At 41.3% G+C, this 22,012-nt stretch carries 23 protein-coding genes; 20 read left to right on the forward strand and 3 right to left on the reverse strand.

Annotated elements, in window-relative coordinates; all coding sequences use genetic code 11:
* Positions 1 to 233: 233 nt before the first annotated feature.
* The 10 genes from AC1RFD_RS03485 (at position 234) to AC1RFD_RS03530 (ending at position 10,438) form a co-directional block, all read left to right on the forward strand.
* Complete coding sequence (locus AC1RFD_RS03485; protein WP_233732580.1) at positions 234 to 965, forward strand: M15 family metallopeptidase; 732 nt, start codon at positions 234 to 236, stop codon at positions 963 to 965.
* Entirely contained in the window at positions 962 to 1,756 is a 795-nt protein-coding gene (locus AC1RFD_RS03490; protein WP_054550855.1) for a M55 family metallopeptidase, read from the forward strand. Before AC1RFD_RS03485 ends, AC1RFD_RS03490 begins: the two co-directional genes overlap by 4 nt.
* A 297-nt stretch (positions 1,757 to 2,053) precedes the next feature.
* Complete coding sequence (locus AC1RFD_RS03495; RefSeq protein WP_485598886.1) at positions 2,054 to 3,883, forward strand: peptide ABC transporter substrate-binding protein; 1,830 nt, start codon at positions 2,054 to 2,056, stop codon at positions 3,881 to 3,883.
* A gap of 82 nt (positions 3,884 to 3,965) precedes the next feature.
* Positions 3,966 to 4,910, forward strand: a complete 945-nt coding sequence (locus AC1RFD_RS03500) for an ABC transporter permease (protein WP_054550857.1) — start codon at positions 3,966 to 3,968, stop codon at positions 4,908 to 4,910.
* A complete protein-coding gene (locus AC1RFD_RS03505; RefSeq protein WP_048390234.1) occupies positions 4,910 to 5,884 on the forward strand; it encodes an ABC transporter permease in 975 nt (324 codons plus the stop codon). Before AC1RFD_RS03500 ends, AC1RFD_RS03505 begins: the two co-directional genes overlap by 1 nt.
* On the forward strand, positions 5,877 to 6,950 hold the full coding sequence (locus tag AC1RFD_RS03510) for an oligopeptide/dipeptide ABC transporter ATP-binding protein (protein ID WP_054550858.1): 1,074 nt from the start codon (positions 5,877 to 5,879) through the stop codon (positions 6,948 to 6,950). The genes AC1RFD_RS03505 and AC1RFD_RS03510 overlap by 8 nt, the downstream gene beginning before the upstream one ends.
* Positions 6,943 to 7,890, forward strand: a complete 948-nt coding sequence (locus tag AC1RFD_RS03515) for an ATP-binding cassette domain-containing protein (RefSeq protein WP_054550859.1) — start codon at positions 6,943 to 6,945, stop codon at positions 7,888 to 7,890. Before AC1RFD_RS03510 ends, AC1RFD_RS03515 begins: the two co-directional genes overlap by 8 nt.
* A complete protein-coding gene (locus tag AC1RFD_RS03520) occupies positions 7,887 to 8,819 on the forward strand; it encodes an LD-carboxypeptidase (RefSeq protein ID WP_054550860.1) in 933 nt (310 codons plus the stop codon). Before AC1RFD_RS03515 ends, AC1RFD_RS03520 begins: the two co-directional genes overlap by 4 nt.
* A gap of 7 nt (positions 8,820 to 8,826) precedes the next feature.
* Positions 8,827 to 9,639, forward strand: a complete 813-nt coding sequence (locus AC1RFD_RS03525) for a serine hydrolase (protein ID WP_054550861.1) — start codon at positions 8,827 to 8,829, stop codon at positions 9,637 to 9,639.
* Complete coding sequence (locus AC1RFD_RS03530) at positions 9,608 to 10,438, forward strand: C40 family peptidase (protein ID WP_492474495.1); 831 nt, start codon at positions 9,608 to 9,610, stop codon at positions 10,436 to 10,438. The genes AC1RFD_RS03525 and AC1RFD_RS03530 overlap by 32 nt, the downstream gene beginning before the upstream one ends.
* On the opposite strand, the gene AC1RFD_RS03535 is transcribed toward AC1RFD_RS03530, so the two are convergent.
* The 3 genes from AC1RFD_RS03535 to AC1RFD_RS03545 all read right to left on the reverse strand — a co-directional run bounded on the left by AC1RFD_RS03535 (position 10,435) and on the right by AC1RFD_RS03545 (position 13,235).
* Positions 10,435 to 10,851, reverse strand: a complete 417-nt coding sequence (locus tag AC1RFD_RS03535) for a hypothetical protein (protein WP_492474496.1) — start codon at positions 10,849 to 10,851, stop codon at positions 10,435 to 10,437. The two genes, AC1RFD_RS03530 and AC1RFD_RS03535, sit on opposite strands and share 4 nt — an antisense overlap.
* A gap of 106 nt (positions 10,852 to 10,957) precedes the next feature.
* The gene (locus AC1RFD_RS03540) at positions 10,958 to 11,683 is read right to left on the reverse strand and encodes a glucosaminidase domain-containing protein (protein ID WP_288580301.1); all 726 of its coding nucleotides are present in this window, start codon (positions 11,681 to 11,683) and stop codon (positions 10,958 to 10,960) included.
* Positions 11,684 to 11,846: 163 nt separating this feature from the next.
* Positions 11,847 to 13,235, reverse strand: coding sequence for a hypothetical protein (locus AC1RFD_RS03545; RefSeq protein WP_492474497.1), 1,389 nt, complete (start codon positions 13,233 to 13,235; stop codon positions 11,847 to 11,849).
* A 146-nt stretch (positions 13,236 to 13,381) separates the two neighbouring features.
* Between AC1RFD_RS03545 and AC1RFD_RS03550 the strand changes: the two genes are divergently transcribed.
* The 10 genes from AC1RFD_RS03550 to AC1RFD_RS03595 all read left to right on the forward strand — a co-directional run bounded on the left by AC1RFD_RS03550 (position 13,382) and on the right by AC1RFD_RS03595 (position 21,947).
* Positions 13,382 to 14,440 (forward strand): AAA family ATPase, encoded by a 1,059-nt coding sequence (locus AC1RFD_RS03550; protein ID WP_048390252.1) that lies wholly within the window; start codon positions 13,382 to 13,384, stop codon positions 14,438 to 14,440.
* 3 nt (positions 14,441 to 14,443) lie between these two features.
* Positions 14,444 to 16,240 (forward strand): vWA domain-containing protein, encoded by a 1,797-nt coding sequence (locus AC1RFD_RS03555; protein WP_492474498.1) that lies wholly within the window; start codon positions 14,444 to 14,446, stop codon positions 16,238 to 16,240.
* A 92-nt stretch (positions 16,241 to 16,332) separates the two neighbouring features.
* Positions 16,333 to 17,289 (forward strand): ABC transporter ATP-binding protein, encoded by a 957-nt coding sequence (locus tag AC1RFD_RS03560; RefSeq protein WP_387253598.1) that lies wholly within the window; start codon positions 16,333 to 16,335, stop codon positions 17,287 to 17,289.
* Positions 17,279 to 18,799: an osmoprotectant update ABC transporter permease/substrate-binding subunit OpuFB gene (gene opuFB / locus AC1RFD_RS03565; protein WP_054550867.1), complete on the forward strand. Its 1,521-nt coding sequence runs from the start codon at positions 17,279 to 17,281 to the stop codon at positions 18,797 to 18,799. The genes AC1RFD_RS03560 and opuFB overlap by 11 nt, the downstream gene beginning before the upstream one ends.
* 118 nt (positions 18,800 to 18,917) lie before the next feature.
* On the forward strand, positions 18,918 to 19,556 hold the full coding sequence (locus AC1RFD_RS03570) for a DUF2975 domain-containing protein (protein ID WP_257961310.1): 639 nt from the start codon (positions 18,918 to 18,920) through the stop codon (positions 19,554 to 19,556).
* A gap of 11 nt (positions 19,557 to 19,567) precedes the next feature.
* Entirely contained in the window at positions 19,568 to 19,786 is a 219-nt protein-coding gene (locus AC1RFD_RS03575; protein ID WP_004229412.1) for a helix-turn-helix domain-containing protein, read from the forward strand.
* A gap of 25 nt (positions 19,787 to 19,811) precedes the next feature.
* Positions 19,812 to 20,135 (forward strand): DMT family transporter, encoded by a 324-nt coding sequence (locus AC1RFD_RS03580; RefSeq protein WP_048390263.1) that lies wholly within the window; start codon positions 19,812 to 19,814, stop codon positions 20,133 to 20,135.
* Positions 20,136 to 20,148: 13 nt separating this feature from the next.
* Positions 20,149 to 20,529 carry a DMT family transporter gene (locus tag AC1RFD_RS03585; protein ID WP_492474499.1) on the forward strand — a complete coding sequence of 127 codons (381 nt, stop codon included), beginning with the start codon at positions 20,149 to 20,151 and terminating at the stop codon, positions 20,527 to 20,529.
* A 186-nt stretch (positions 20,530 to 20,715) separates the two neighbouring features.
* Positions 20,716 to 21,366, forward strand: a complete 651-nt coding sequence (locus AC1RFD_RS03590; RefSeq protein ID WP_333879917.1) for an HAD family hydrolase — start codon at positions 20,716 to 20,718, stop codon at positions 21,364 to 21,366.
* A gap of 149 nt (positions 21,367 to 21,515) precedes the next feature.
* A complete protein-coding gene (locus tag AC1RFD_RS03595) occupies positions 21,516 to 21,947 on the forward strand; it encodes a hypothetical protein (RefSeq protein WP_066037421.1) in 432 nt (143 codons plus the stop codon).
* Positions 21,948 to 22,012 lie beyond the last annotated feature (65 nt).

Raw genomic sequence — 22,012 nt, forward strand, 5'->3', positions numbered from 1 at the left:
AAACAGGTTTCGTTAATTTTTTAGCATGAGCGAGCTATAAGATGAATAAAATCCTTAATTAGAGGATATAAGTGGTTTTTCGACCCGTCAATTGCTGGAATATGTATCATTGTAAGAATATATCCATTATTTTGTAATTATTCTTTTTTTATCTAGTCAATGGTAGAGAGATATGATAACATTCAACTTAAAAAACTGAATTATCTAACTATTTAAAGGAGGGTTCTGTTATTATGAACCTTTTTCAACCGATAGCACCCTCTCTAAATGGAAGCCCCTCGCCATCACCAGTTGTCTGTGAAAACAATGAGCCGCTTATCCAGCTTACAGGTGCTCATCCTAGGATATTTATGGAACCCATCTACTATCAGCAACAGATTTCTAATAGTTTACGAGTTATACATGTAAGAGAAGGAGTCTATGAGCATTTGCAACAGGTGTTAACATTATTACCTCAAGAGTATTGCTTATTACTTTATGATGGCTATCGTCCATTTCAAGTACAGCAGCATTTGTTTAGCCATTTTTCTCAGCAATTAGCAAAAAGGATGCCGCAGTTAACATCACAAGAGATTGTGCAGGCGACCAAAAAATATGTAGCATTTCCAAGTAAAGATGCAGCCCATTTAGCCCCCCATTTAACAGGGGGTGCCATCGATGTAACACTGGCTGATGTTCATGGTAAAGCCCTCGATCTTGGGACAGCGTTTGATGAAATGAATGAAAAATCCGCGACCCGTTATTTTGAACAACATACGCATGAAAATCCGCTTGCCTGTCAGTACCGACGTTTGCTGTATAACTGTATGACACTTGCTGGATTTACGAACTATGCGGAGGAATGGTGGCATTATGATTATGGCAATGTGGCATGGGCTAGACGTGTTCAAGCACAGGCAGCGCATTACGGAGCAGTACACGCAACAATTCAAAATCACCATGTAAAGGAGTTTCGATTTCTATGAAAGTTTATATTAGTGCAGATATTGAAGGGATTACAGGTACAACTTCGTGGAGTGAGACCGAGTTAAACGCACCTGACTATCAGTTTTTCCAAAGACAAATGACACGTGAAGTAGAAGCTGCCATTGAAGGAGCGATAGCGGGGGGCGCAACCGAAATTTTAGTAAAGGACGCACATGATTCAGCCCGCAATCTAGACATTTCCAATTTACCAATCAACTGTAAAGTTATCCGTGGCTGGACATACGACCCTATGTGTATGGTAGCGGGTCTCGATAAAAGCTTCGATCGTGCTATTTTTATCGGCTATCACAGCAAGGGTGGCAGTGAGCGTAACCCACTAGCCCATACACTTTGCACATACGCGGATGTCAAAATCAATGGCGAATATGCGAGTGAATTTCTGATCAATACCTATGCAGCAGCCTTACACGGTGTTCCTGTGTCCTTTGTGAGTGGGGATGTGGGGTTGACAGAAGAGATTCAATCCGTAAACGAACACATTGTCACATTTGCTACTAAGGAAGGAATCGGCAATGCGACGATTAGTGTCAGTCCACAACTAACTATCATGGAAACCAAGCGACTGGTAGAGTCTTCTATGAAGGTTCCTCGTACCGCATTACAGGTAACGTTGCCAGAACACTTTAGGGTAGAGCTTATTTATCGTGATCATACACGAGCCTATCGTAATTCATTTTATCCAAATGCCAAATTCAAACCGCATAATACCGTGGAGTTCATGACCCATGATTTTTATGAGGTGCTGCGTGTCCTGCAATTTTTAACATGATGGAAAGGTTTAGTGAGAGCTTTTACATCAAGTGAGGATTCTAATTCATGAAAGGTGAGAAGTGATCAAAAAAGTGGTGGACCCGCTCAAAAAGCAGTGGGACACGCTGTCTGAGTGGTTTGATAGTTGATAGAACCAACAATTTAATCTCATAACTGTGACAATGAGTATGTACCGTTGTTCATTTCATCGATAGATGGTCAATTTAGACAGACCTAGCTTATGTTTGAATGATCCTATTGAAGATGCAATCCATCCTACCAATAGGATTTTCATTATAAAAAGATGACTAGGGGGATGCTTGTGAGAAAATATTGGTTGCTGTTCGTATGTCTGGTCGTATTATTTTGTGTAGCCTGTAATGACAAATCAGCGAGTGAAAAAGCATCGGAATATCGAGTGGTGTATTCAGGGGAAATTAAAACGTTAAATTATTTAAAGACGTCAGAAACAAATGAATTTGCGGTAGCTGCGAATATGGTGGATGGGCTCATTGAATATGACAACTATGGGGTGGTCCAACCAGGATTAGCGAAAGAGTGGTCTGCGAATGAGGATGCTACGGTGTGGACATTCAAATTGCGTGATGACGCAAAATGGGTGACACATGAGGGCAAGGAATATGCTGATGTTGTGGCACAAGACTTTGTGGATGGCTTACACTATGTGCTTGATGCTAAAAATGAATCGTCGACAGCTTGGATTGCGACGGTGGTGAAAAATGGGGAAGCCTTCTATAATGGCGAGATGAACGATTTCAAGGAAGTAGGCATAAAGGCGCTAGATGAACATACAGTAGAATATACTTTAGAGGCGCCGACACCTTATTTTCTTTCTATGTTGAATTATGTTTGTTTCTTCCCTGTGAATGGCAAGTTCATTGCGGAAAAGGGAGAGGATTTTGGCACAACACGTGAAAACTTCCTCTATAACGGTGCCTATATTTTAGATAAATTTGAGCCACAAAATGAACGCGTTCTTGTGAAAAATGAAACGTACTGGGATAAAGACAAGGTGCTGATTGACCGTATTCGCTATAAATACAATAAAGAGGCGGCAACTGTGGCGCCTGAGCTGTTTTTACGTGGCGAAATCGATTCGGCTAGTATCCCGACCTCCATCATTGATGAATGGTTTAAAGATGAAAAGAAAAAATCTCAGGTTCGTCAAACACAAAATAACTTCTATACCTACTTTTATGCACTCAACTTCAACCCACAATTTGACGCACAATACGAGCCTGATAACTGGGAAATCGCCGTCAATAATAAAGATTTCCGCAAATCCTTATTCCATTCACTTGACCGTGTCTCCGCGATGCTAACGGTTGAGCCATATAATCCAGCAGATTTGCTGAGCAATACCATTACACCGAAAAACTTTGTTGATGTGGAAGGAGTGGATTATACACAACTAGCACCACTTACATCCATTTCCAATGAGGATTCCTTCAATAAAGAGCTGGCCCTAGAGTATAAAGAAAAGGCAAAAACAGCGTTAGCAGGTAAGGCCACATTCCCTGTAAAGGTTTTAATGCCTTATAACGCTGGTATGCCAGATTGGGCTAATCGCTCTCAAGTAGTCGAGCAGCAAATGGAAAAACTACTAGGGACAGATTATGTCGACATTATCGTAGAGGCTGGTCCATCCACAGGCTTCTTATCAGAGGTACGTCGTCCTGGTAAATTTGCGCTCTTAGAGGCGAACTGGGGTCCTGATTATGCAGATCCATCAACGTATACAGATCCTTTCACAGTCGATGGTACCTATAATAAACCAGAATTAGCAGAGGGCTATAAAGAGGCGAATGGTAAAACAACTTATCAAAATCTTGTGGATCAAGCGAAAGAAACAATTGACACAGCCAAACGCTATGAGCTATTTGCGAAGGCAGAAGCGTTTTTAATTGAGGAAGCCTTTGTTATTCCATATTCAGTTGGTGGTAGTGGCTATATGGCATCTAAATTAAATCCATTCGAGGCGCAATATTCGCCATTTGGTGTAACGGCAGAGAAATTTAAAGGCCAGCAAGTGCTAGAAAAGCCAATGAGTAATGAAGAATTTAAAAAAGCACTTGCCGAGTGGGAACAAGAACGTGCGGAAGCACTAGCCAATGCTGAAAAGTAGTAGAATTTCGTAGATGAAAAGGAGATACCGAAAAGAATAGTCGGCATCTCCTTTCGTCTTTTTGACAAAGGAGGATGGCGCGATGTTGCAGTATATAGGAAAACGACTCTTACAATCCGTTTTAACCCTTTTTATTATCATCACCATTGTCTTTTCATTATTACGGCTAATGCCAGAGGAAGGCTATTTAGGAGCGGCAGCTGATAAAATGTCACCTGCTCAGCAGGAAATTTACTTAACAAATCTCGGCTTGCGAGACCCAATCCTTGTCCAATTGGGTAATTTTTACAAGAATTTACTGCAGGGGGATTTGGGTAAATCAGTGACTTATCGTACCGATGTCCCAGTAGTGACGATTATTGCAGATAAAATCACGTATTCTCTGCTCTTTGGTTTAGGAGCAGTCGCTATATCACTCCTGATTGGTGTGCCGCTAGGAATAATGATGGCCTATCGTAAGGGACGTTGGCTGGATCGACTTGGGACAGGCTATATCGTATTTGTTGTTGCAGTCCCTGCAGCGGTTTATTACTTAGTTATTCAAATGTATATTACAGAACTCTTTCAATTACCGATGCTGTTTGATGAATACAGGCCGATTACTTGGATTCTTCCACTTACGTCAATGGCATTGGCTCCAACTGCCTCCTACGCGATGTGGATGCGACGCTATATGGTGGATGAACTGAACAAGGACTATATTAAGCTGGCTAGGGCAAAGGGCGTAAAGGAGCGGACACTGATGTTCAAACATGTATTACGTAATGCCTTTATTCCCATGGCACAATATTTACCTGCAACAATTCTGTTTACGATTACAGGCTCGATTTATATAGAGTCGTTGTATTCCATTCCAGGGATGGGGGGCTTACTTGTGGATGCTATTCAGCGACAGGATAATACGATTGTTCAAGGCCTAGTGTTAGTGTTCTCTTCCCTTGGTATCATTGGCCTTATTTTAGGGGATATTGCCATGGCACTTGTCGACCCTCGTATTAAATTAGGCAAGGGAGGGGGTGTGCGTTAATGGGGATGTATACAGATGAAATCAATAATATTTCCAATAAATCACGTGAAACCTTATTTGAATTTGCCGAAGTGGACGCAAGACAGGCGGAGGAAACGGGCTATTCAAATTATTCTTATTGGCGGTCTACATGGCAATCCTTTTTGAAAAATCGACTGGCCGTTTTTTTATTAGTTGGGGTGATCATCATTGTTGGCTTTACGATTTTACAGCCCTATTTACCTGCGCAAAAATCACCAACTGAAATTTACTTGGATGAACAAACCGGGATGCAGGCACGTAATATTGCACCTAGTGCAGAATTTTGGTTTGGCACGAATTCAATCGGTCAGGATTTATGGTCTCGTATTTGGGCGGGGACGAGAACCTCACTCTTTATTGGCTGTGTTGTCGCCTTAGTGGAGGCAGTGGTGGGCATTACAATTGGCACGCTATGGGGCTTTTCACGGAAATTAGAAGCGCCTATTACACAGCTTTATAATGTTGTCGATAATATCCCCACAACCATTGTGCTCATTTTAATGTCCTATATCTTACGGCCAAGTATTTCAACAATTATTATTGCCATGTGTATTACGGGATGGGTGGAAATGGCGAGGTTTATCCGCAATCAAATTGTTATTTTGCGTGACCGCGAATACAATCTAGCCTCAAAGTGCTTAGGCACACCTGATTATCGTATTATCCTAAAAAATCTATTACCTTATTTAATTTCTGTCATTATGCTCCGCATGAGCTTAGCGATACCCTTTGCAATTGGGGCCGAAGTCTTTTTGACGTATATTGGTTTAGGGCTTCCGATCAGTGAGCCATCCTTAGGAAATTTAATTAATGAAGGACGTGTCCTTATGATGTCACCAGATCTAAGGTATCAGCTTATTTTCCCAAGTATTGTGCTAAGCGTTATTACGATCGCATTTTATATTATTGGTAATTCCTTTGCAGATGCAGCAGATCCGAAAAACCATGTATAAGGAGGGGAAGCGAGTGACATTGAAAAAATCAAGCATATTAGGCATCCAAAATTTAGTGATTCAGTTTACGCTACGTGGTCGAATTTTAACAGCGATTCGCGGTATTTCACTCGACCTTTACAAGGGAGAGAGCTTAGCCATTGTGGGTGAATCAGGTTCGGGTAAATCCGTGCTGATGAAATCCATCATGGGCTTGCTCGATAAAAATGGTCGTATTAAGCAGGGGCAAATTATTTACAATGCACAGGATTTAGGAAAGTTCACAACAGAGCAAGAATGGCTAGGGATTCGTGGTAAGGAAATAGCGATGGTGACACAGGATCCGATGACATCGTTAAACCCGCTCAAAACCATTGGAAAGCAAATTGAAGAATGTGTGGTTATGCATCAAGGCTTAAGAGGTAAGGAAGCCTATGCAGAAACACTAAAACTGTTAACAGATGTCGGCATTACCGATGTGCAAAAGCGCTATAAGCAATACCCCCATGAATTTTCAGGAGGGATGCGCCAACGTATCGTTATTGCGATTGCCATTGCGTGTAAGCCGAATATTTTAATATGTGATGAGCCCACGACAGCTTTGGATGTAACCATTCAGGCACAAATTTTACAGCTCTTGAAAAGTCTTCAGCAAAAATACGGCTTAACAATCGTCTATATTACGCACGATTTAGGCGTAGTCGCAAAAGTGGCTGACCGTATTGCCGTGATGTACGCGGGCGATGTCATCGAGGTTGGGGAAACACATGAAATTTTCTTTCATAGTAAGCATCCTTATACGTGGGCGCTTATTTCCTCTTTACCACAGCTTGGCTCAAAAGGGGAACAATTGTATTCCATCAAGGGCACACCTCCGAATCTTTTTCAGGAAATAAAGGGAGATGCCTTTGCCCCACGAAATCCATATGCATTGAAAATTGACTTTATCGAGCGGCCACCTTTTTTTCAGGTCAGTGATACCCACTATGCTCGTACATGGTTATTAGACCCACTTGCACCAAAGGTAGAGCCTCCAGCAGCCTTACAAGCATTTTTTGCAGAGGGGAGGCAGTATGCGAATGACTGATAAAGAGGTGCTTGTAGAAGTAAAAAATTTATCTGTTGTTTTTGGCAAAGGGAAAAATAAGTTTACAGCCATTGATGATGTCAGCTTTCAAATTTTTAAAGGCGAAACATTTGGCATTGTAGGTGAGTCAGGCTCAGGGAAGACAACGATTGGTCGAGCGATTATGCGCATCAATGAGGTCACAGAGGGACAAATTTTGTACCATGGCAAAAGTATTCAGGGGAAAATCCCTAAAGATTGGGATAGAGAAATTACGCAAAAAATCCAAATGATATTCCAGGACCCTATGGCATCTCTAAATGAACGAGCAAAAGTAGATTATATTGTTTCAGAGGGCTTATACCCTTCGAAAAAATATAAAGATGAGGCAGATCGACAACAAAAGGTGCGCGATGCGTTATTGAAAGTTGGGCTACTTCCAGAGTTCTCAAGCCGCTTTCCGCATGAGTTTTCAGGAGGTCAACGCCAACGTATTGGCATTGCTCGTGCGTTAGTGATGGAGCCAGAGTTTATCATTGCAGATGAGCCAATATCCGCCTTAGACGTATCCATTCGAGCGCAAGTATTAAATTTATTAGCAAGCCTTCAACAGCGAAATCATTTAACGTATTTATTTATTGCCCATGATTTATCGATTGTCCGTTTTATTACGGATCGTACGGCAGTCATTTATAAGGGGAAGATTGTGGAGCTAGCGGAAACAGAAAAGCTTTTCGCTCATCCGCTGCATCCTTATACAAGGGCTTTATTATCAGCAGTACCAGAGCCGAATCCCTATAAGGAGCGGGAGAAAGTTGTAGAAGTGTATGATCCGTCACAGCATCGCTATGAGGAAAATCCCCCCTCATTTGTTGAGATAGAGGAAGGTCATTTTATTTTAGCCAATGAAGAGGAACTTGCCCATTATCGTACTTCACTGAAAAGGGAGGAAAAGATATGATTTGTCCAAAGGCATTGAAAAAGGGTGACACAATTGGTCTTATTAGTGCTTCTGGAGCAACGCCACCCGAAAAGCTGCAACCTGCTATTGCTAGTATCGAAAAGCTAGGGCTCAATGTGGTCGTTGGGGAGACCTGTCACGCAAGACATGGCTATTTAGCAGGCACAGATGAATTACGGGTAGCAGATGTTCATCGTATGTTTGATGATCCAATGATTGATGGTATTTTTTGTATACGTGGGGGCTATGGTGCGACGAAAATTTTAGCCCAATTAGACTTTGACTTGATAAGTGCCAATCCCAAAGTATTTGCAGGCTATAGTGATGTGACCGCTCTACATATAGCTTTTAATCAGCTATGTGGCTTTGTAACCTATCATACGCCGATGCCATCCACAGAATTTATTAGACAGGAGATGGATGACTATACTTGGCAGTCGTTCATTCAGCTAATTATGGAGAATGAAAGAAAGGCGTACTACTTAAAAAATCCTTCTCACCAGCCCATGTCTACACTGGTTCCTGGGAGCGCTTCAGGTCAACTCATCGGTGGCAATTTAACATTAGTGACAGCTTCACTTGGCACACCCTATGAAATTGATACACGAGGTAAAATTCTGTTTTTAGAAGATATCGATGAAACGGAGCAACGGGTGGATCGTATGCTGACACAATTAAAACTGGCAGGAAAGCTAGATGACGTGGCAGGCATTTTATTGGGTGCTTGGACAAATTGCGAACCTGAAAATCCCGAAAAGCCAGCACACAGCTTATCATTACAAACTATTTTTCAAGAAATTCTAGTGCCTTTAGGGAAGCCTATAATTGCAGATTTGGCATGTGGTCATTGTTTACCAACAATGTCGCTTCCTTTAGGAAGAAGCGTCAAGGTGGATGCGGACAATCAGCGTATCCATGTAGTTGGATAGGTGGTTTATGGAGCAGAGAATTACTACACTTATTCAAGAATCGCCCTACAACGTACATTTGTTTATTAAAAATCTAACAACGAATCAGTTGCTCATCAGTCATCAGCTAGAGACTTCATTTTCAAGTGCAAGTTTAATCAAAGTGCCGATTCTGTTAGCCTTGCTCTCATATATAGAGAAAAACAAATTATCACTTAATTCTACGCTTACGATTTCACCAACTGATTGGGTGGATTTTAGTGTGATTAGTGAACAAAGACTTACACAAAGCACTTTCTATGATCTGCTATTGTGGATGATTATTACTAGCGATAATACAGCTACGAACGTCTTAATCGAAGTAGTTGGCATGGAATATTTGAATGACTATTTTCAGCATATCGGATTACAGGACACACTACTACAGCGAAAAATGATGGATGTGGAGCGGCTAGCAAAGGGCATAGATAATCGCACATCAGCAAGGGATATGGCGCATCTTTATACGCGTATCTATCAGCAAGAGCTTTTAACGCCTACCTACAATAAACTAGTCATTAATATTTTAAGCCGTCAGCGTATACATGACTCCCTAAAGCGCTATCTAGTAGAGGATGTGAGGCTGGCACATAAAACAGGCGGACTGGATACAGTCGATCATGATGTGGGGATATTTTACACGAATGCAGTCGATTATAGTATGGGTGTTTTTATAACAAATGTAACGGACAATGATCAGGCGCGCCAACTCATTGGTCGTCTATCAAAAGTTGTCTATGACCAGCTGGTGAAGCGGAAGGGGGAGAAGGATGAAGGCTATCGTTACAGCCATGATTGCTAGCTTGCATGCCATGCCAGATAAAGCTTCTGAATTAGTCGATGAAGTGCTTTATGGGATGACCGTAGAGATCATCAGGGATGTCAATGACGCTTGGGTTTCTATTCAAACGGCCTATCGTTACGAGGGTTACTGTCAGAAGGCAGACTTACTGCAAGAGGAAGCACTAGCATCTACATGGCAACAAGATGCACAGTATGTAGTGTGTCAAAGCTTTGCAGATGTTTTGCAGCAGCCACGTATTCAAAGTACAAAGCTGCTAACGCTTGTAAGAGGCTCTTCCATTCGTGTTATGTCAGACGAAGCAGTACCTGAAGAATGGTCGGCTGTACAGCTAGTGTCAGGACAAATAGGGTATGTTCGAACAAAATGGCTACAACCAAAAATAACAGCACCTTTATTATCGGAGCAGCAGTTCCGAGAAAATGTGGTGGACACAGCGCTCAGCTATTTAACGGCCCCTTATCGCTGGGGTGGCAAATCGCCACTAGGTATTGATTGCTCTGGTTTATGTTCAATGGCTTATATGTTAAACGGTGTCTATATTTATCGTGATGCCCGAATAGTAGAGGGCTTCCCTATCGTTAACATAGAGCAAGCCCGAATGCAGAAGGGTGATTTAATCTATTTTCCAGGTCATATTGCTCTATACATGGGTGATGATTTGTATGTCCATTCATCGTTAGGTGGTAATGAAGTAACGATTAATAGTCTAGATGCCAAACATCCCCTCTATCGACAGGATTTAGCCACGACCATACTAGCAGTAGGTACTTTATATAACTCACAGAAGACTAGTTAAGCTTTTTTAAAGGTCAGTCCCATCTTGAGGATGATAAACGTACTGAGATGGATCAGTGCTAACACGATAAACTGCCAGAGCCCAATTAAAAATGTACTCATGCATAAAACAAACACTGCTTCACCTGGGGGCATATCTGGATAGGGCTCTAGTTGCCCATAATGCCACACAAAATAACAGGCGATAGAGGTGCCTTGTCCCACATAGACAAAGGTCCAATGGATAGACGCTGCTACTCTTTGCCAACTACAACATAGTAAGAGGTTCGATAAAATAATAAGAGTGGGCAAAATAATAAGATAAAAGGAACCCTCTGCTATTTTTGTTGTGAAATATAGGTTGTAGCTAAGCTGAATCAATGGCAATAGCATAAGGTTAACGGCGAGAAGACTGAGCAATTGTGTACGCTTCACTGTGTTCCTATCCTTTCCGCATTTTTACACTAAGACGTTTAGACAAACGAATAAGTTTCATGAGAAAAAACGTCCATACTCCTTGATGAGTCATGGACGTTTTATGTTAATAATGATAAATATTAAGTTGCTGGCCTGCTTCAAGACGTTCTGTTCGAAGCTGATTCCACTGCTTAAGTGATGTCACCTTCACATTATAGGCTTCGGCAATCTTCATAAGTGAATCTCCATCAGCCACCGTGATGGTTTTCTTATCTTTTACAGGGCTATCATATTGCTGAAGGTCATATTTTGCGATCAATGTATTTAATTTTTCATTGTAAGCCGAATCAGTTGCATAGGAGCCTGTTAAAAACTTGGTCGCATCTGTATAGGTAGTTGTGTTGCTTTTGAAAACGCCTGCGTAAAAATCTTTATTCCATGACACGCCATTACGCATTAATTTTACATAATCCTGCATGGATGCTTCATAGGAAGGGTATTTGCGGAAGTCAGCCATGATGGTAGAAAGGTTGCCTGCCCCATCATCCTCTGTGGTTTCGAGTGTGACGGAATTATTTTGGTAGCTGCCTTTCATTCCAAAAAGATTATAATTAGGGGCAGAGCCAAGTCCACTTTGCCCATGCTCACTTTCTAGAATCGCCTGAGCAATCATCACGGATGCATATAAGTCATTGTCAGCACCAAGATCTCGTGCGGTCTCTGCAATCTCACCGATAAACTCTTCCACACTTGGACGATCATCAATAACCACAGACTCTTCTCTTTCAGTCGTATTAAATAACTGTGTCACCATATAAAACGAAATACAAATAACAACAACGACAATCATAAGTCCTTTAAAAAAGTTTAGCACGTATTTCATTGTAGCTGGATGTTGGTCGTGACCACATCTCCCTCCCTTCTATTAAAAGTTTAGCTATCTCTCATTATTACAGAGAGTGAAAGAGATGTATAGTTGAATAGACTTCATCATTAATAGAACGTTTCTTGCCTTAATTAGTTCCTAAATCTATCTTAAAATTCTGAGACATAAATTGTTTGAATCTCTCAAAATATCGCTCGGACGCTTCCCATTGAATCGTGTTTAAATAAGATAGCTCTTGTCGACCAAAAACGTTAGGAGGCTGATAGTGGCGAGCAACATAGGATTGATTTTCGAGCGTATAAAAATAATACGCTTCATCAGGCGTCATAATTTCAATGCGAGCATGTATCCTATCGCCTTCATCATCCAAATAGGTTTGACGGAAGCTATAGCATTTGGAACCATCCCACAATCCATCATGTTCATCGTCTAAATCCAGAATCGTAGGATGCTGGAGAATTTGTTGTACATCTCGCACCTCGATACTATGCAAGTAAAGTTCTGCTACATTGATGCAGGTTAACAACATCAGCCAGTGCTGTTGTAAATCCACTAAATCCTCCTGGGGGGATGCTGTAATATCCCACCATTCAGCTTCTTCATCTAGTGTTTTTGTCAAGAGAGAGACGGATTGATCCTCATTAAGCCAAATAAAATAATGACACTGCGAGGTCAATATATAAATACTATCATTGCGTACATCTCCATCAGCATTGGTATGTGCGCGTTGGATCATAAAATAAACATCCTGTTCCGTCAAATCGAAAGAAGGTTTGTCAGGTGTCATCAGAATACATGAAGTCAGTTTCAGTATGTTTTCCGCATTGATCGAATGGTGCGTGAAATAAATAGGAGTTGCTATTGTCCTTTGAGGAACGCTTGTAAATTGAGTGAGTGCAGAACGCCCTTGTTTTAGAATTTCCACGAGTGAAGTGAAGGAAAAGCCGATGTCATCCTCATCCTCAGGTAAAAATATCTCGTCTACTAATACATCTTCAATACGGATAGGGAGCTCCTGAAAAACGCCATCTCCGTGCCATATATTTACGATACAAGGAATCGACTGCTGACCCTTTACGTTGATGCGATACTCATCATCTTGAACCAAAATTGCTGCCTGAAGATTGCCATTAACGATCGTTTCGCCATGATTGTAGGAGCCACATAATATATTCTCGACTGTCAGATGCCCGTGCACATAGATTTCCTGACCACCTACAGCTATATTTTTAGAAAGTACATTGCCCATCACTATCAGCCCAATTGCCCCATCTGTCTCTAAATTATAGAGGGTGTCTACGGTTAGATGACCATTGATGAAAATGAGAATGGTCTTGTCCTGTTGTGGGAATGGCATATCCCAGTCCAAATCAAGAGAGGGAAGTGTTATATCCCCCTCATAGTACGCTACTAGATCATCCTCACTAAAATCCTTGTAAAACTTTGCCCACCAAGAGTCTGCTGGAAACCTTTTTGCTAGTTGTGAAATCGCCAAAAACTGAAAGCCATTATGCATAGGTCACGACCTCTCTACTACAATTTTTATTATTTTCTCACAGCTAGTAATTGGCAGTCAATTTCATAGAATGGTAGAGACAAGATTAATTTCATAGAAAATGGTATTATTAACCTTTAAAACAATGAGTTGAAAGGGCGTTTTGATTGAATACGATTTTTAATGTGACACAAAAACAACTATATGATTTTCTGCTGAATGTAGCGACAATAAGACCAGTTTTTATTTGGGGAGCACCTGGCATTGGGAAATCAGCGATTGTTGAAAACTTTGCTAGTGAATTAGGGCTACATTGTGTATCGTTATTGGGCAGTCAGCTAGCACCTGAGGATATTATTGGTGTTCCGCAGATTAAGGATGGCTACAGTGTTTTTTGTCCACCCAAAATGATTGCACGCGATGAACCTTATTGCCTTTTTTTAGATGAATTAAATGCTTGCTCACAGGAAGTACAAAAAGCGTTTTATAGTCTTATTCATGAACGCAGAATTGGAGAGTTTACATTGCCAGAGGGTACGATTGTTATTGGTGCAGGCAATCGGGCTCAGGATAACGCGATTGTTAAGCCGATGTCCTCCGCATTAATCAATCGGATGGTTCATGTTCAGCTGAGGGCATCGCATAAAGATTGGCTTGAATGGGCCTATGCACATGAAATACATCCATATGTGATTGAGTATATTCAAATGCGTCCCGATCATTTATGGAACGAACCACCGAAAACAGAAGAACCCTTCTCCACGCCTCGTTCATGGCATATGTTAAGTGATTGTTTGTATGCATATGGCAATAGCTTACAAGAACAAACAATTGATCTATTAGCAAGTAGCTGCCTGTCCGCGCATACTGCCAGTCAATTTAAAGCCTTTATCAAGCAAGTGCAAAGTAAATATGATCTCGCTAAAATTATTCAAGGAGAATTACGTTGGCCCGATCAACCTGATGAAAGAGATTTGCTTTATTTCATGGCACAATCCTTCCGGGCTCAGTTACTGAAGGAGCTTCCGAACGAGCATACCACATTGAAGGGCAATCAACGGCAATTAGCCTTTCGTGCCAAAGACTTGATCAAGGACCTATCATCCATCAGCTTAGAAATTGCACAGATGGTTGTGTCAGAGCAAAAGGGTGAAGCCTTACCTGCCTGGTTTATGCTGGAGGTTATCCGAGATTTACCGCGTTTAGTAGCCAAAAAGGAAGGGTAGCGTATGGCCAAAAAGAAGAAAGCATCACAGCAGGAGCATAAAAATGAGAAAGCCATTGCACGTGGGCATGACATTGTCTGTACACATCCCCTGTTCGAGGCGTTGTGTCATGCTGTTTACATGCAATACGAAAGTATGCCCCAAAAGGATTGGGCTTACATTACAAGCGCAGGTGTTATTTATGTGAATCAGGATAAAAAAGGTCAGCCAAATGAATGGGCTTATGTGATAGCGCATTGCTTGCTACACCTAGGCTTACATCATCATCAACCAAAAGAGCAGCAGGAGCTGTGGAATATTGCCTGTGACTGCTATATAACAAAATTTTTAGCAGAGCTAAAATTTGGTCAAGCACCAAAGGAAATGAGTAATCCTCTTTTTGAGGCCATTAGCTCTGAGGAAAAATTATATGAAAGATTTTTACGCGAAGGTGTGCCAGATGATTTGAAAGGCTATAGTACAATGCCAGGTCAAGGGGACTTTGTTATATCACAAAATCAAACAGGCTATTTTTATCGAGGGAATAGTAATTTCGCTGCACTATTTGCACAAGGTTTATCGAAAGCCGTACAAAGTGCCATACGAGTAGCGGGAGGGGTAGAAAATACATTGGGAGGCACAACGAGGGTAACACAAGCACAGCGCGCAAAGGCTTGGTTTATGAGCTCCTATCCCTTATTTGGTGCTTTGGCAGCAGATTTTACGATCATTGAAGACCCACTTATTTGCACAAGAATGGATATTTCGGTCGCAGCCATTGCAGTCGAAACAAAGGAGATTTATTTGAATACGGCGGTGGGAATGACCGATGAGGAAATGCGGTTTCTCATGGCACACGAATTGCTTCATGCAGGTTTAAGCCATGCGAACCGCAGACAAGGACGTGATCCTTACTTATGGAATGTTGCTTGTGATTATGTTATCAATGGCTGGCTCATCGATATGCAAATCGGCGAGATGCCAGCATTTGGCGGGCTATATGATCCAGCATTAAAGGGACTTTCAGCCGAATCTATTTATGATCGTATAGTTACAGATATTAGGATGTATCGCAAATTAAGAACCTTTCGAGGGCAGGGCATAGGAGATATGATCGAAACGAATCCACCAGATTTTTGGGAAGGCAAGGTTGGCGTGGATTTAGATGCTTTTTATAGAAGGGCATTGAGTCAAGGGTTAAGCTATCATATGACCCAAGAGAGAGGATATTTGCCACAAGGGCTCATTGAGGAAATTCGTAGCCTAGCACAGCCTCCTATTGCCTGGGATGTGGCATTAGCCAAATGGTTTGATCGGATGTTTCAACCGATAGAGAAAGTTAGAACGTATACCCGCCCCAGTAGGAGGCAAGCATCGACACCTGATATAGCTAGACCAAGATGGATTCATCAAAGCGGTGAGGAAGATGGACGTACTTTCGCAGTCCTTATTGATACATCAGGCTCCATGGACCGTCTCTTACTAGGAAAAGCACTCGGCACAATAGCGAGCTATAGCATCGCTAGAGATGTCCCCTTTGTTCGCGTTATATTTTGTGATGCTGTTGCCTATGACGCGGGCTATCTAGCCCCTGAAGAACTATTAACGAAAGTGAAGGTAAGAGGTAGAGGAGGCACAGTGTTACAGCCTGGTATACAGCTACTTGAAGCCGCACAGGATTTTCCAAAGGATGGTCCTATCCTGATTATTACAGATGGACAATGTGATCGTTTAGCCATTAAAAGACAGCATGCCTTCGTACTACCACAGGGGGCCAAGCTACCGTTTGTGCCCAAAGGCGAGGTATTTAGAATGATATAGTTGCAGCTATCTACAAATGTTTGAAATGATTTTTGTTGGTGAAATATAAAAAGTGAACGCATTTCATGAGCACATTTTAAAGGAGATGACAGATGATTATATTTGACAATGTCTCAAAACAATATGATAACAACCAAATAGCTGTCAAAGCGCTAAATGTAGAAATTAAAAAGGGTGAATTCTTTGTTATTATTGGCCCTAGTGGATGCGGCAAAACTACTTTGTTGAAGATGATTAATCGATTAATACCCTTAACAGCAGGCACCATCTGGATCAATGATAAAAGAATTAGCGATTATAATATCCATGAGCTGCGTTGGAGTATTGGCTATGTACTACAGCAAATCGCCCTATTTCCGCATATGACAATAGAGGAAAATATTGCGGTTGTACCAGAACTGAAGAAATGGAGTAAAACGAAAATCCATCAGCGTGTAGACGAACTATTAGCGTTGGTGGGTCTGGAGCCAGCGAAATATCGTCAGCGTAAGCCAAAGGAGCTGTCAGGAGGCGAACAGCAAAGGGTTGGCGTTGTTCGTGCCTTGGCAGCTGACCCAGAAATTATTTTAATGGATGAGCCCTTTAGTGCGCTAGACCCTATTAGTCGCACCAAACTACAGGATGATCTACTAGAGATGCAGCGTACCATCCAGAAAACCATTGTATTTGTATCACATGATATGCAGGAAGCACTGAAATTAGGAGATCGTCTCTGTATTATGAAAGATGGCGAAATTGTTCAGATAGGTACTCCACAGCAATTGCTACAAAACCCTGTAAATGATTTTGTCCAACAGTTTATTGGAGGTAAGCAGTCGGATCAATTGTTTACGATCCATGATGTGTTACAGCCAATCACAGTGACAAACGACTTTGGGCATACCATTCCTGTTGATGCCCCATTTCCGACGATTCTTGAAAAATTAGCCGAGCATGACGTGTTAGGTGTCGAAGAGAATGGCAAGCTCATTGGCATGGTGACAAGAGCTTCCACGCTTCGTTATTTAGCAGCGGATTCTAAGAAAAGAGGGCATGTGCATGGTGGCTAATGTGGTAGATGTATTTCAGGAACGGAAGGCACAGCTGCTGGCTGCATTACTAGAGCATATCCAAATCTCTTTTATTGCGCTATTTTTTGCTGTCCTCATCGCTATTCCCCTAGGTATCTATTTAACCAATAAAAAGAAAATAGCCGAGAGTATTATTGGAATCAGTGCTGTGCTGCAAACGATTCCTTCCTTAGCGTTGCTCGGCTTATTAATCCCTTTATTCGGTATTGGTAAAGTTCCCGCAATTATTGCGTTAGTCGTCTATGCGCTGTTGCCTATTCTACGAAACACCTACACGGGCATCAATGAGGTTGACCCATCACTGAAAGAAGCGGCATTAGCTATGGGAATGAATCGATCAAAGCGTTTAGTAAAGGTTGAGCTACCACTTGCTATGCCTGTTATGATGGCTGGTATTCGGACAGCAATGGTGCTGATTGTGGGGACAGCAACATTAGCCGCTTTAATTGGTGCAGGAGGCTTAGGAGATATTATATTACTTGGGATTGACCGAAATAACACGGCACTCATTCTTATAGGAGCCATTCCCGCTGCTATTTTAGCCCTGATTTTTGATGTGGCGCTTAAAAAGTTAGAATCTCTGTCCTTTAAAAAAACAATAACGACGTTGAGTCTCATTAGTTTAGCGGCACTGGTAATGATTTTCTTCCCGCTCCTAAGCAGTAAACAGCAAGATGAAATAGTCATTGCAGGAAAGCTTGGTGCGGAGCCTGAGATTCTCATCAATATGTATAAATTATTAATTGAGCAGGAGACCGATTTAACGGTGACATTAAAGCCAGGGCTTGGTAAAACTTCATTTGTATTTAATGCATTGAAATCGGGCAGCATTGATATTTACCCTGAATTTACAGGCACCGCTATTTCGGAGTTTTTAAAGGAAGAAGCCATTAATAATAACCAAGAGGACGTCTATCTTCAGGCAAAAGAGGGGATGCAGGAGCAATTTGATATGGTCATGCTAAGCCCCATGAACTATAACAATACGTATGCACTCGCTGTATCAGAGGAGCTGGCTGAGAGCTATCAACTGCAAAAAATCTCTGATCTTAAACCGATAGAGCAGAAGGTGAAAGCAGGCTTTACATTAGAATTTAATGACCGTGAGGATGGCTATGTTGGCATACAAAAACGGTATGGGATAGCCTTTACGACACTTGCAACGATGGAGCCAAAGCTTCGCTATCAGGCAATACAATCAGGTGATATTAATTTGCTAGATGCTTATTCAACGGATAGTGAAATTCGTCAATACAAGCTACGTGTATTGGAGGACGATCAAGCATTATTCCCACCATACCAGGGAGCGCCTTTACTAAGGAAAGAAACGCTGATTGACTATCCAGAGATTGGAGAAGCGTTAAATCAACTAGCTGATCACATTACAGATGATGAAATGCGAGAAATGAATTATCAGGTGAATGTAGAAGGAAAGCTTGCAGCAGAAGTAGCAAAAGAATATTTAGTAAAGATAGGATTATTAAAATAAACCCTCTACCTTTAGAGGGTTTATTTTTATCAATAATTTATTAATGATAAACATTAAAAAAATATTGATAGAGATAAAAGGGGATGTATAATAGAGAGAAAGGAGGGAGAGGTTGATAATGGGGCAAACAATTCAAAGTAAAGAATTTCGATGGATGACAAAGGGGCTTCGTACCGCTTTTACCATCATCATGGTGATGATGATTTTTGTCTTGACGATGCTCGCGATTTTTATGGTGGGAGCAATGGTGGTATCAGAGCAACAAGTGAATCATTTATTAGCAAAGGGCAGTGTGACCGCTGCCGTTCAGTTAGAAGGATTGGAAATGAAGCTGGCAGACCATGTGACAAGGGACATTCACTATTCAAAAAAAGATGTCATGACCTTTCTGTTTACTGCTACAATATACATAGCTATTTTATTAATGATTATTGTACAAGTGAGGAATATATTAAGTAACTTATCAAAAGGTATTGTATTTTCACTCGCTAATAGTAAAAAAATGGAGAGAATTGCCTACTGTGTGATTGTACTGAGCTTGACAGTAAATGCATTTCGTACATATACCGTCTATCTGATTATGCAACAATTCCAATTGGAGTCCCGATTTGTAGAGACGGGTTTGATCAAGGGGATTAGCTATCATTTTACAGGCATTCACTGGACTCTTTTACTATGTGGTGTGGTGATTTGGACCTTTGCACGTATTTTCCGATACGGTGCATTCCTTCAGGATGAATATGATGCAACAGCTTAGGAAGTGAAAACATGACCATAATTATTCGATTAGATCGTATGCTAGCGGATCGTAAAATGCAGCTGAGTGAACTTGCAGAGAGGGTAGATGTTTCGATTGTCAATCTCTCTAATTTAAAAACAGGCAAAGTAAGGGCCGTACGTTTTTCTACATTAAATGCCATTTGTAAAGCTTTGGGCTGCCAGCCAGGAGATATATTGGAGTATGTAGAGGAAGAAGATGACATCTAGAAGCAAAGCAGAAAGGATTTTTTGAATGACGGCTTTTAGTTTTTTAATGCTCGCTATTATAGCAGAGGTTTTTGCCAGTTCCTTGCTCAAGCGTACGGAGGGCTTCACACGAATTGGGCCATCAATTGGCGTAGTAGTAGGCTATGGAACGGCATTTTATTGTTTAGCCTTAACATTAAAAGTGATTCCTATTGGCACAGCGTATGCAATTTGGGCAGGTTTAGGGACAGCGTTAACCGCTATTGTGGGAGTTGTCCTCTATAAGGAACGATTTAATCGCAAGAAGGTATTAGGGATTTTATGCATTATCTTGGGTGTTGTGGTACTCAATCTTGCTGGTGGTCATTAGGAGGCTGAACAGGATGAAAGGCTATTTATTTTTAACACTATCGATTATAAGCGAGGTCTTTGCAACAACCATGCTGAAGTTCTCAGACGGCTTTACTGTCCTCGTTCCATCCTTGGCGGTAGCAATTGGCTATGGTATTTCGTTTTATAGCCTATCCCTCTGCTTAAAAACCATGCCATTAAGCTTGGCCTACGCTATCTGGTCAGGTGTCGGCACAGCTTTAACCGTTCTGGTAGGCATTGTCATTTGGCACGATATTTTTACTGTTTATTCTGCGATCGGTATTGTCCTCATTATAGGAGGCGTTATCTTGTTGAATCAGGGGGATAAAGGTGAAGAAGTGGTGGAAAAGGGTCAGATCTGTGAAGATAGGCGGATAGAGATGCGAAAGTAGCGGATAGCGGGTCTAAATTGATGGATAGAATTAGCAAAGTGATGGATAGATTTGCAAAAGAGTTGGATGCTTGAGGGGATAAGCGGATAGAGATGCGAAAGTAGTGGATAGCGGATCTAAATCGACGGATAGGTCTGCCAAAACCTAGGCTTAGTTCAGCACAAACCAATAGAATGGGGGAATTTGATGATAAAAGCTCTAATTTTTGATTTTGACGGTACAATCATTGATACGGAAACAGCATGGTATAACGTTTTTAAGGATGCCTATGCACAATATGGTGTTGAATTATCGTTAGCAACCTATGCTAAGTGCCTTGGGACCAATCTTCAAACCTTTAATCCCTATACATATCTTGTTACACATCATCACATACAACTGGATGTGGAGGCTTTTCAAACATCCATTCAGCAACGCCATGCACAATGGATGGAAACGGAAACGCTAAGACCTGGTATTTTAACATTGCTACAGCAGGCAAAGGAAGCGGGTTTGAAGATTGGACTTGCTAGTAGCTCCAGTCGTCAATGGATTGATGTGTATATGGATCGGCTGGGTATCCGACATTACTTTGATTGCTTTTGTAGCGCTGACACGGTGACAAATGTTAAGCCTGATCCAGAGCTTTACTTGCAGGCGCTTGAACAATTAGGAGTAGAGGCTGTTGAGGCCATGGCAATTGAGGATTCACCGAATGGCGCACAAGCCGCTGTAGCAGCGGGACTTTATACAGTGGTCATTCCGAACGAGATTACCAAGCAATTACCATTCAATACAAAACACCATACCGTTACTGCATTAGAACAATACACAATAAATGATCTCCTCGCAACATAAGCTTTTGCAAAAGCCTCCCCCTCATTGGTGGAGGTTTTTTTAGTTTCTTTAGGAAGAAGTCGCCATATTTTTTGTCGCAACATATGATAACGAGAGGGCAACTTACACGGATCAAATCGTATAGTCAAACTAAGAGAGGGGGCTACGAATTGAATAGTGATAAGAAAAGAAATCACTTTTTATGTGAAGCTTTAAGTGATTTAAAGGATCTTCAGGATATTATGATGAATTTTCATTCTAAATATTTTGGTCAGCTACTTATTAAAATTGTCGGGAGTGATACGATTCCATTTTTTTTAATTACACATAGTGGTGCTCATTTAAGCTTATTGGATACAGTGAAACAGTTTGAGACAGAGTTTTTCCGCATTGAGGATGTTGATAGAGAGCGTTGCCGTGGCACAGTATCATTGTTGCGTGCTTTTGATTATGAAGGAAACGATACAAATTCGATTGCAGATGTGGTGAGGTTAGAAAAAACAAGTACAAAGAAATCTATTGAACTCAGTGGTATATCGGCCATTCAGCTCTTAAAGCCAGACATGTTGAAGGGAAAATTTATCATAGAGCCGAAATGGTAGTACCATATTAAACTACTAAAGCTAGAGCATCTGTCTATATGCAAGGGATACAAAGTGAATGTAAT

The organism is Lysinibacillus sp. GW823-FHT02G10, from assembly GCF_058797135.1.

Coding starts and splice junctions, on each gene's coding strand:
- AC1RFD_RS03585 (WP_492474499.1), top strand. CDS start 20,149: ATGAAAGGCTATTTATTTTTAACACTATCGATTATAAGCGAGGTCTTT.
- AC1RFD_RS03540 (WP_288580301.1), bottom strand. CDS start 11,683: ATGATTGTCGTTGTTGTTATTTGTATTTCGTTTTATATGGTGACACAG.
- AC1RFD_RS03515 (WP_054550859.1), top strand. CDS start 6,943: ATGACTGATAAAGAGGTGCTTGTAGAAGTAAAAAATTTATCTGTTGTT.
- AC1RFD_RS03495 (WP_485598886.1), top strand. CDS start 2,054: ATGCTTGTGAGAAAATATTGGTTGCTGTTCGTATGTCTGGTCGTATTA.
- AC1RFD_RS03505 (WP_048390234.1), top strand. CDS start 4,910: ATGGGGATGTATACAGATGAAATCAATAATATTTCCAATAAATCACGT.
- AC1RFD_RS03485 (WP_233732580.1), top strand. CDS start 234: ATGAACCTTTTTCAACCGATAGCACCCTCTCTAAATGGAAGCCCCTCG.
- AC1RFD_RS03520 (WP_054550860.1), top strand. CDS start 7,887: ATGATTTGTCCAAAGGCATTGAAAAAGGGTGACACAATTGGTCTTATT.
- AC1RFD_RS03490 (WP_054550855.1), top strand. CDS start 962: ATGAAAGTTTATATTAGTGCAGATATTGAAGGGATTACAGGTACAACT.
- AC1RFD_RS03575 (WP_004229412.1), top strand. CDS start 19,568: ATGACCATAATTATTCGATTAGATCGTATGCTAGCGGATCGTAAAATG.
- AC1RFD_RS03545 (WP_492474497.1), bottom strand. CDS start 13,235: ATGCATAATGGCTTTCAGTTTTTGGCGATTTCACAACTAGCAAAAAGG.
- AC1RFD_RS03590 (WP_333879917.1), top strand. CDS start 20,716: ATGATAAAAGCTCTAATTTTTGATTTTGACGGTACAATCATTGATACG.
- AC1RFD_RS03570 (WP_257961310.1), top strand. CDS start 18,918: ATGGGGCAAACAATTCAAAGTAAAGAATTTCGATGGATGACAAAGGGG.
- AC1RFD_RS03560 (WP_387253598.1), top strand. CDS start 16,333: ATGATTATATTTGACAATGTCTCAAAACAATATGATAACAACCAAATA.
- AC1RFD_RS03525 (WP_054550861.1), top strand. CDS start 8,827: ATGGAGCAGAGAATTACTACACTTATTCAAGAATCGCCCTACAACGTA.
- AC1RFD_RS03500 (WP_054550857.1), top strand. CDS start 3,966: ATGTTGCAGTATATAGGAAAACGACTCTTACAATCCGTTTTAACCCTT.
- AC1RFD_RS03555 (WP_492474498.1), top strand. CDS start 14,444: ATGGCCAAAAAGAAGAAAGCATCACAGCAGGAGCATAAAAATGAGAAA.
- AC1RFD_RS03580 (WP_048390263.1), top strand. CDS start 19,812: ATGACGGCTTTTAGTTTTTTAATGCTCGCTATTATAGCAGAGGTTTTT.
- opuFB (WP_054550867.1), top strand. CDS start 17,279: ATGGTGGCTAATGTGGTAGATGTATTTCAGGAACGGAAGGCACAGCTG.
- AC1RFD_RS03510 (WP_054550858.1), top strand. CDS start 5,877: ATGTATAAGGAGGGGAAGCGAGTGACATTGAAAAAATCAAGCATATTA.
- AC1RFD_RS03530 (WP_492474495.1), top strand. CDS start 9,608: ATGAAGGCTATCGTTACAGCCATGATTGCTAGCTTGCATGCCATGCCA.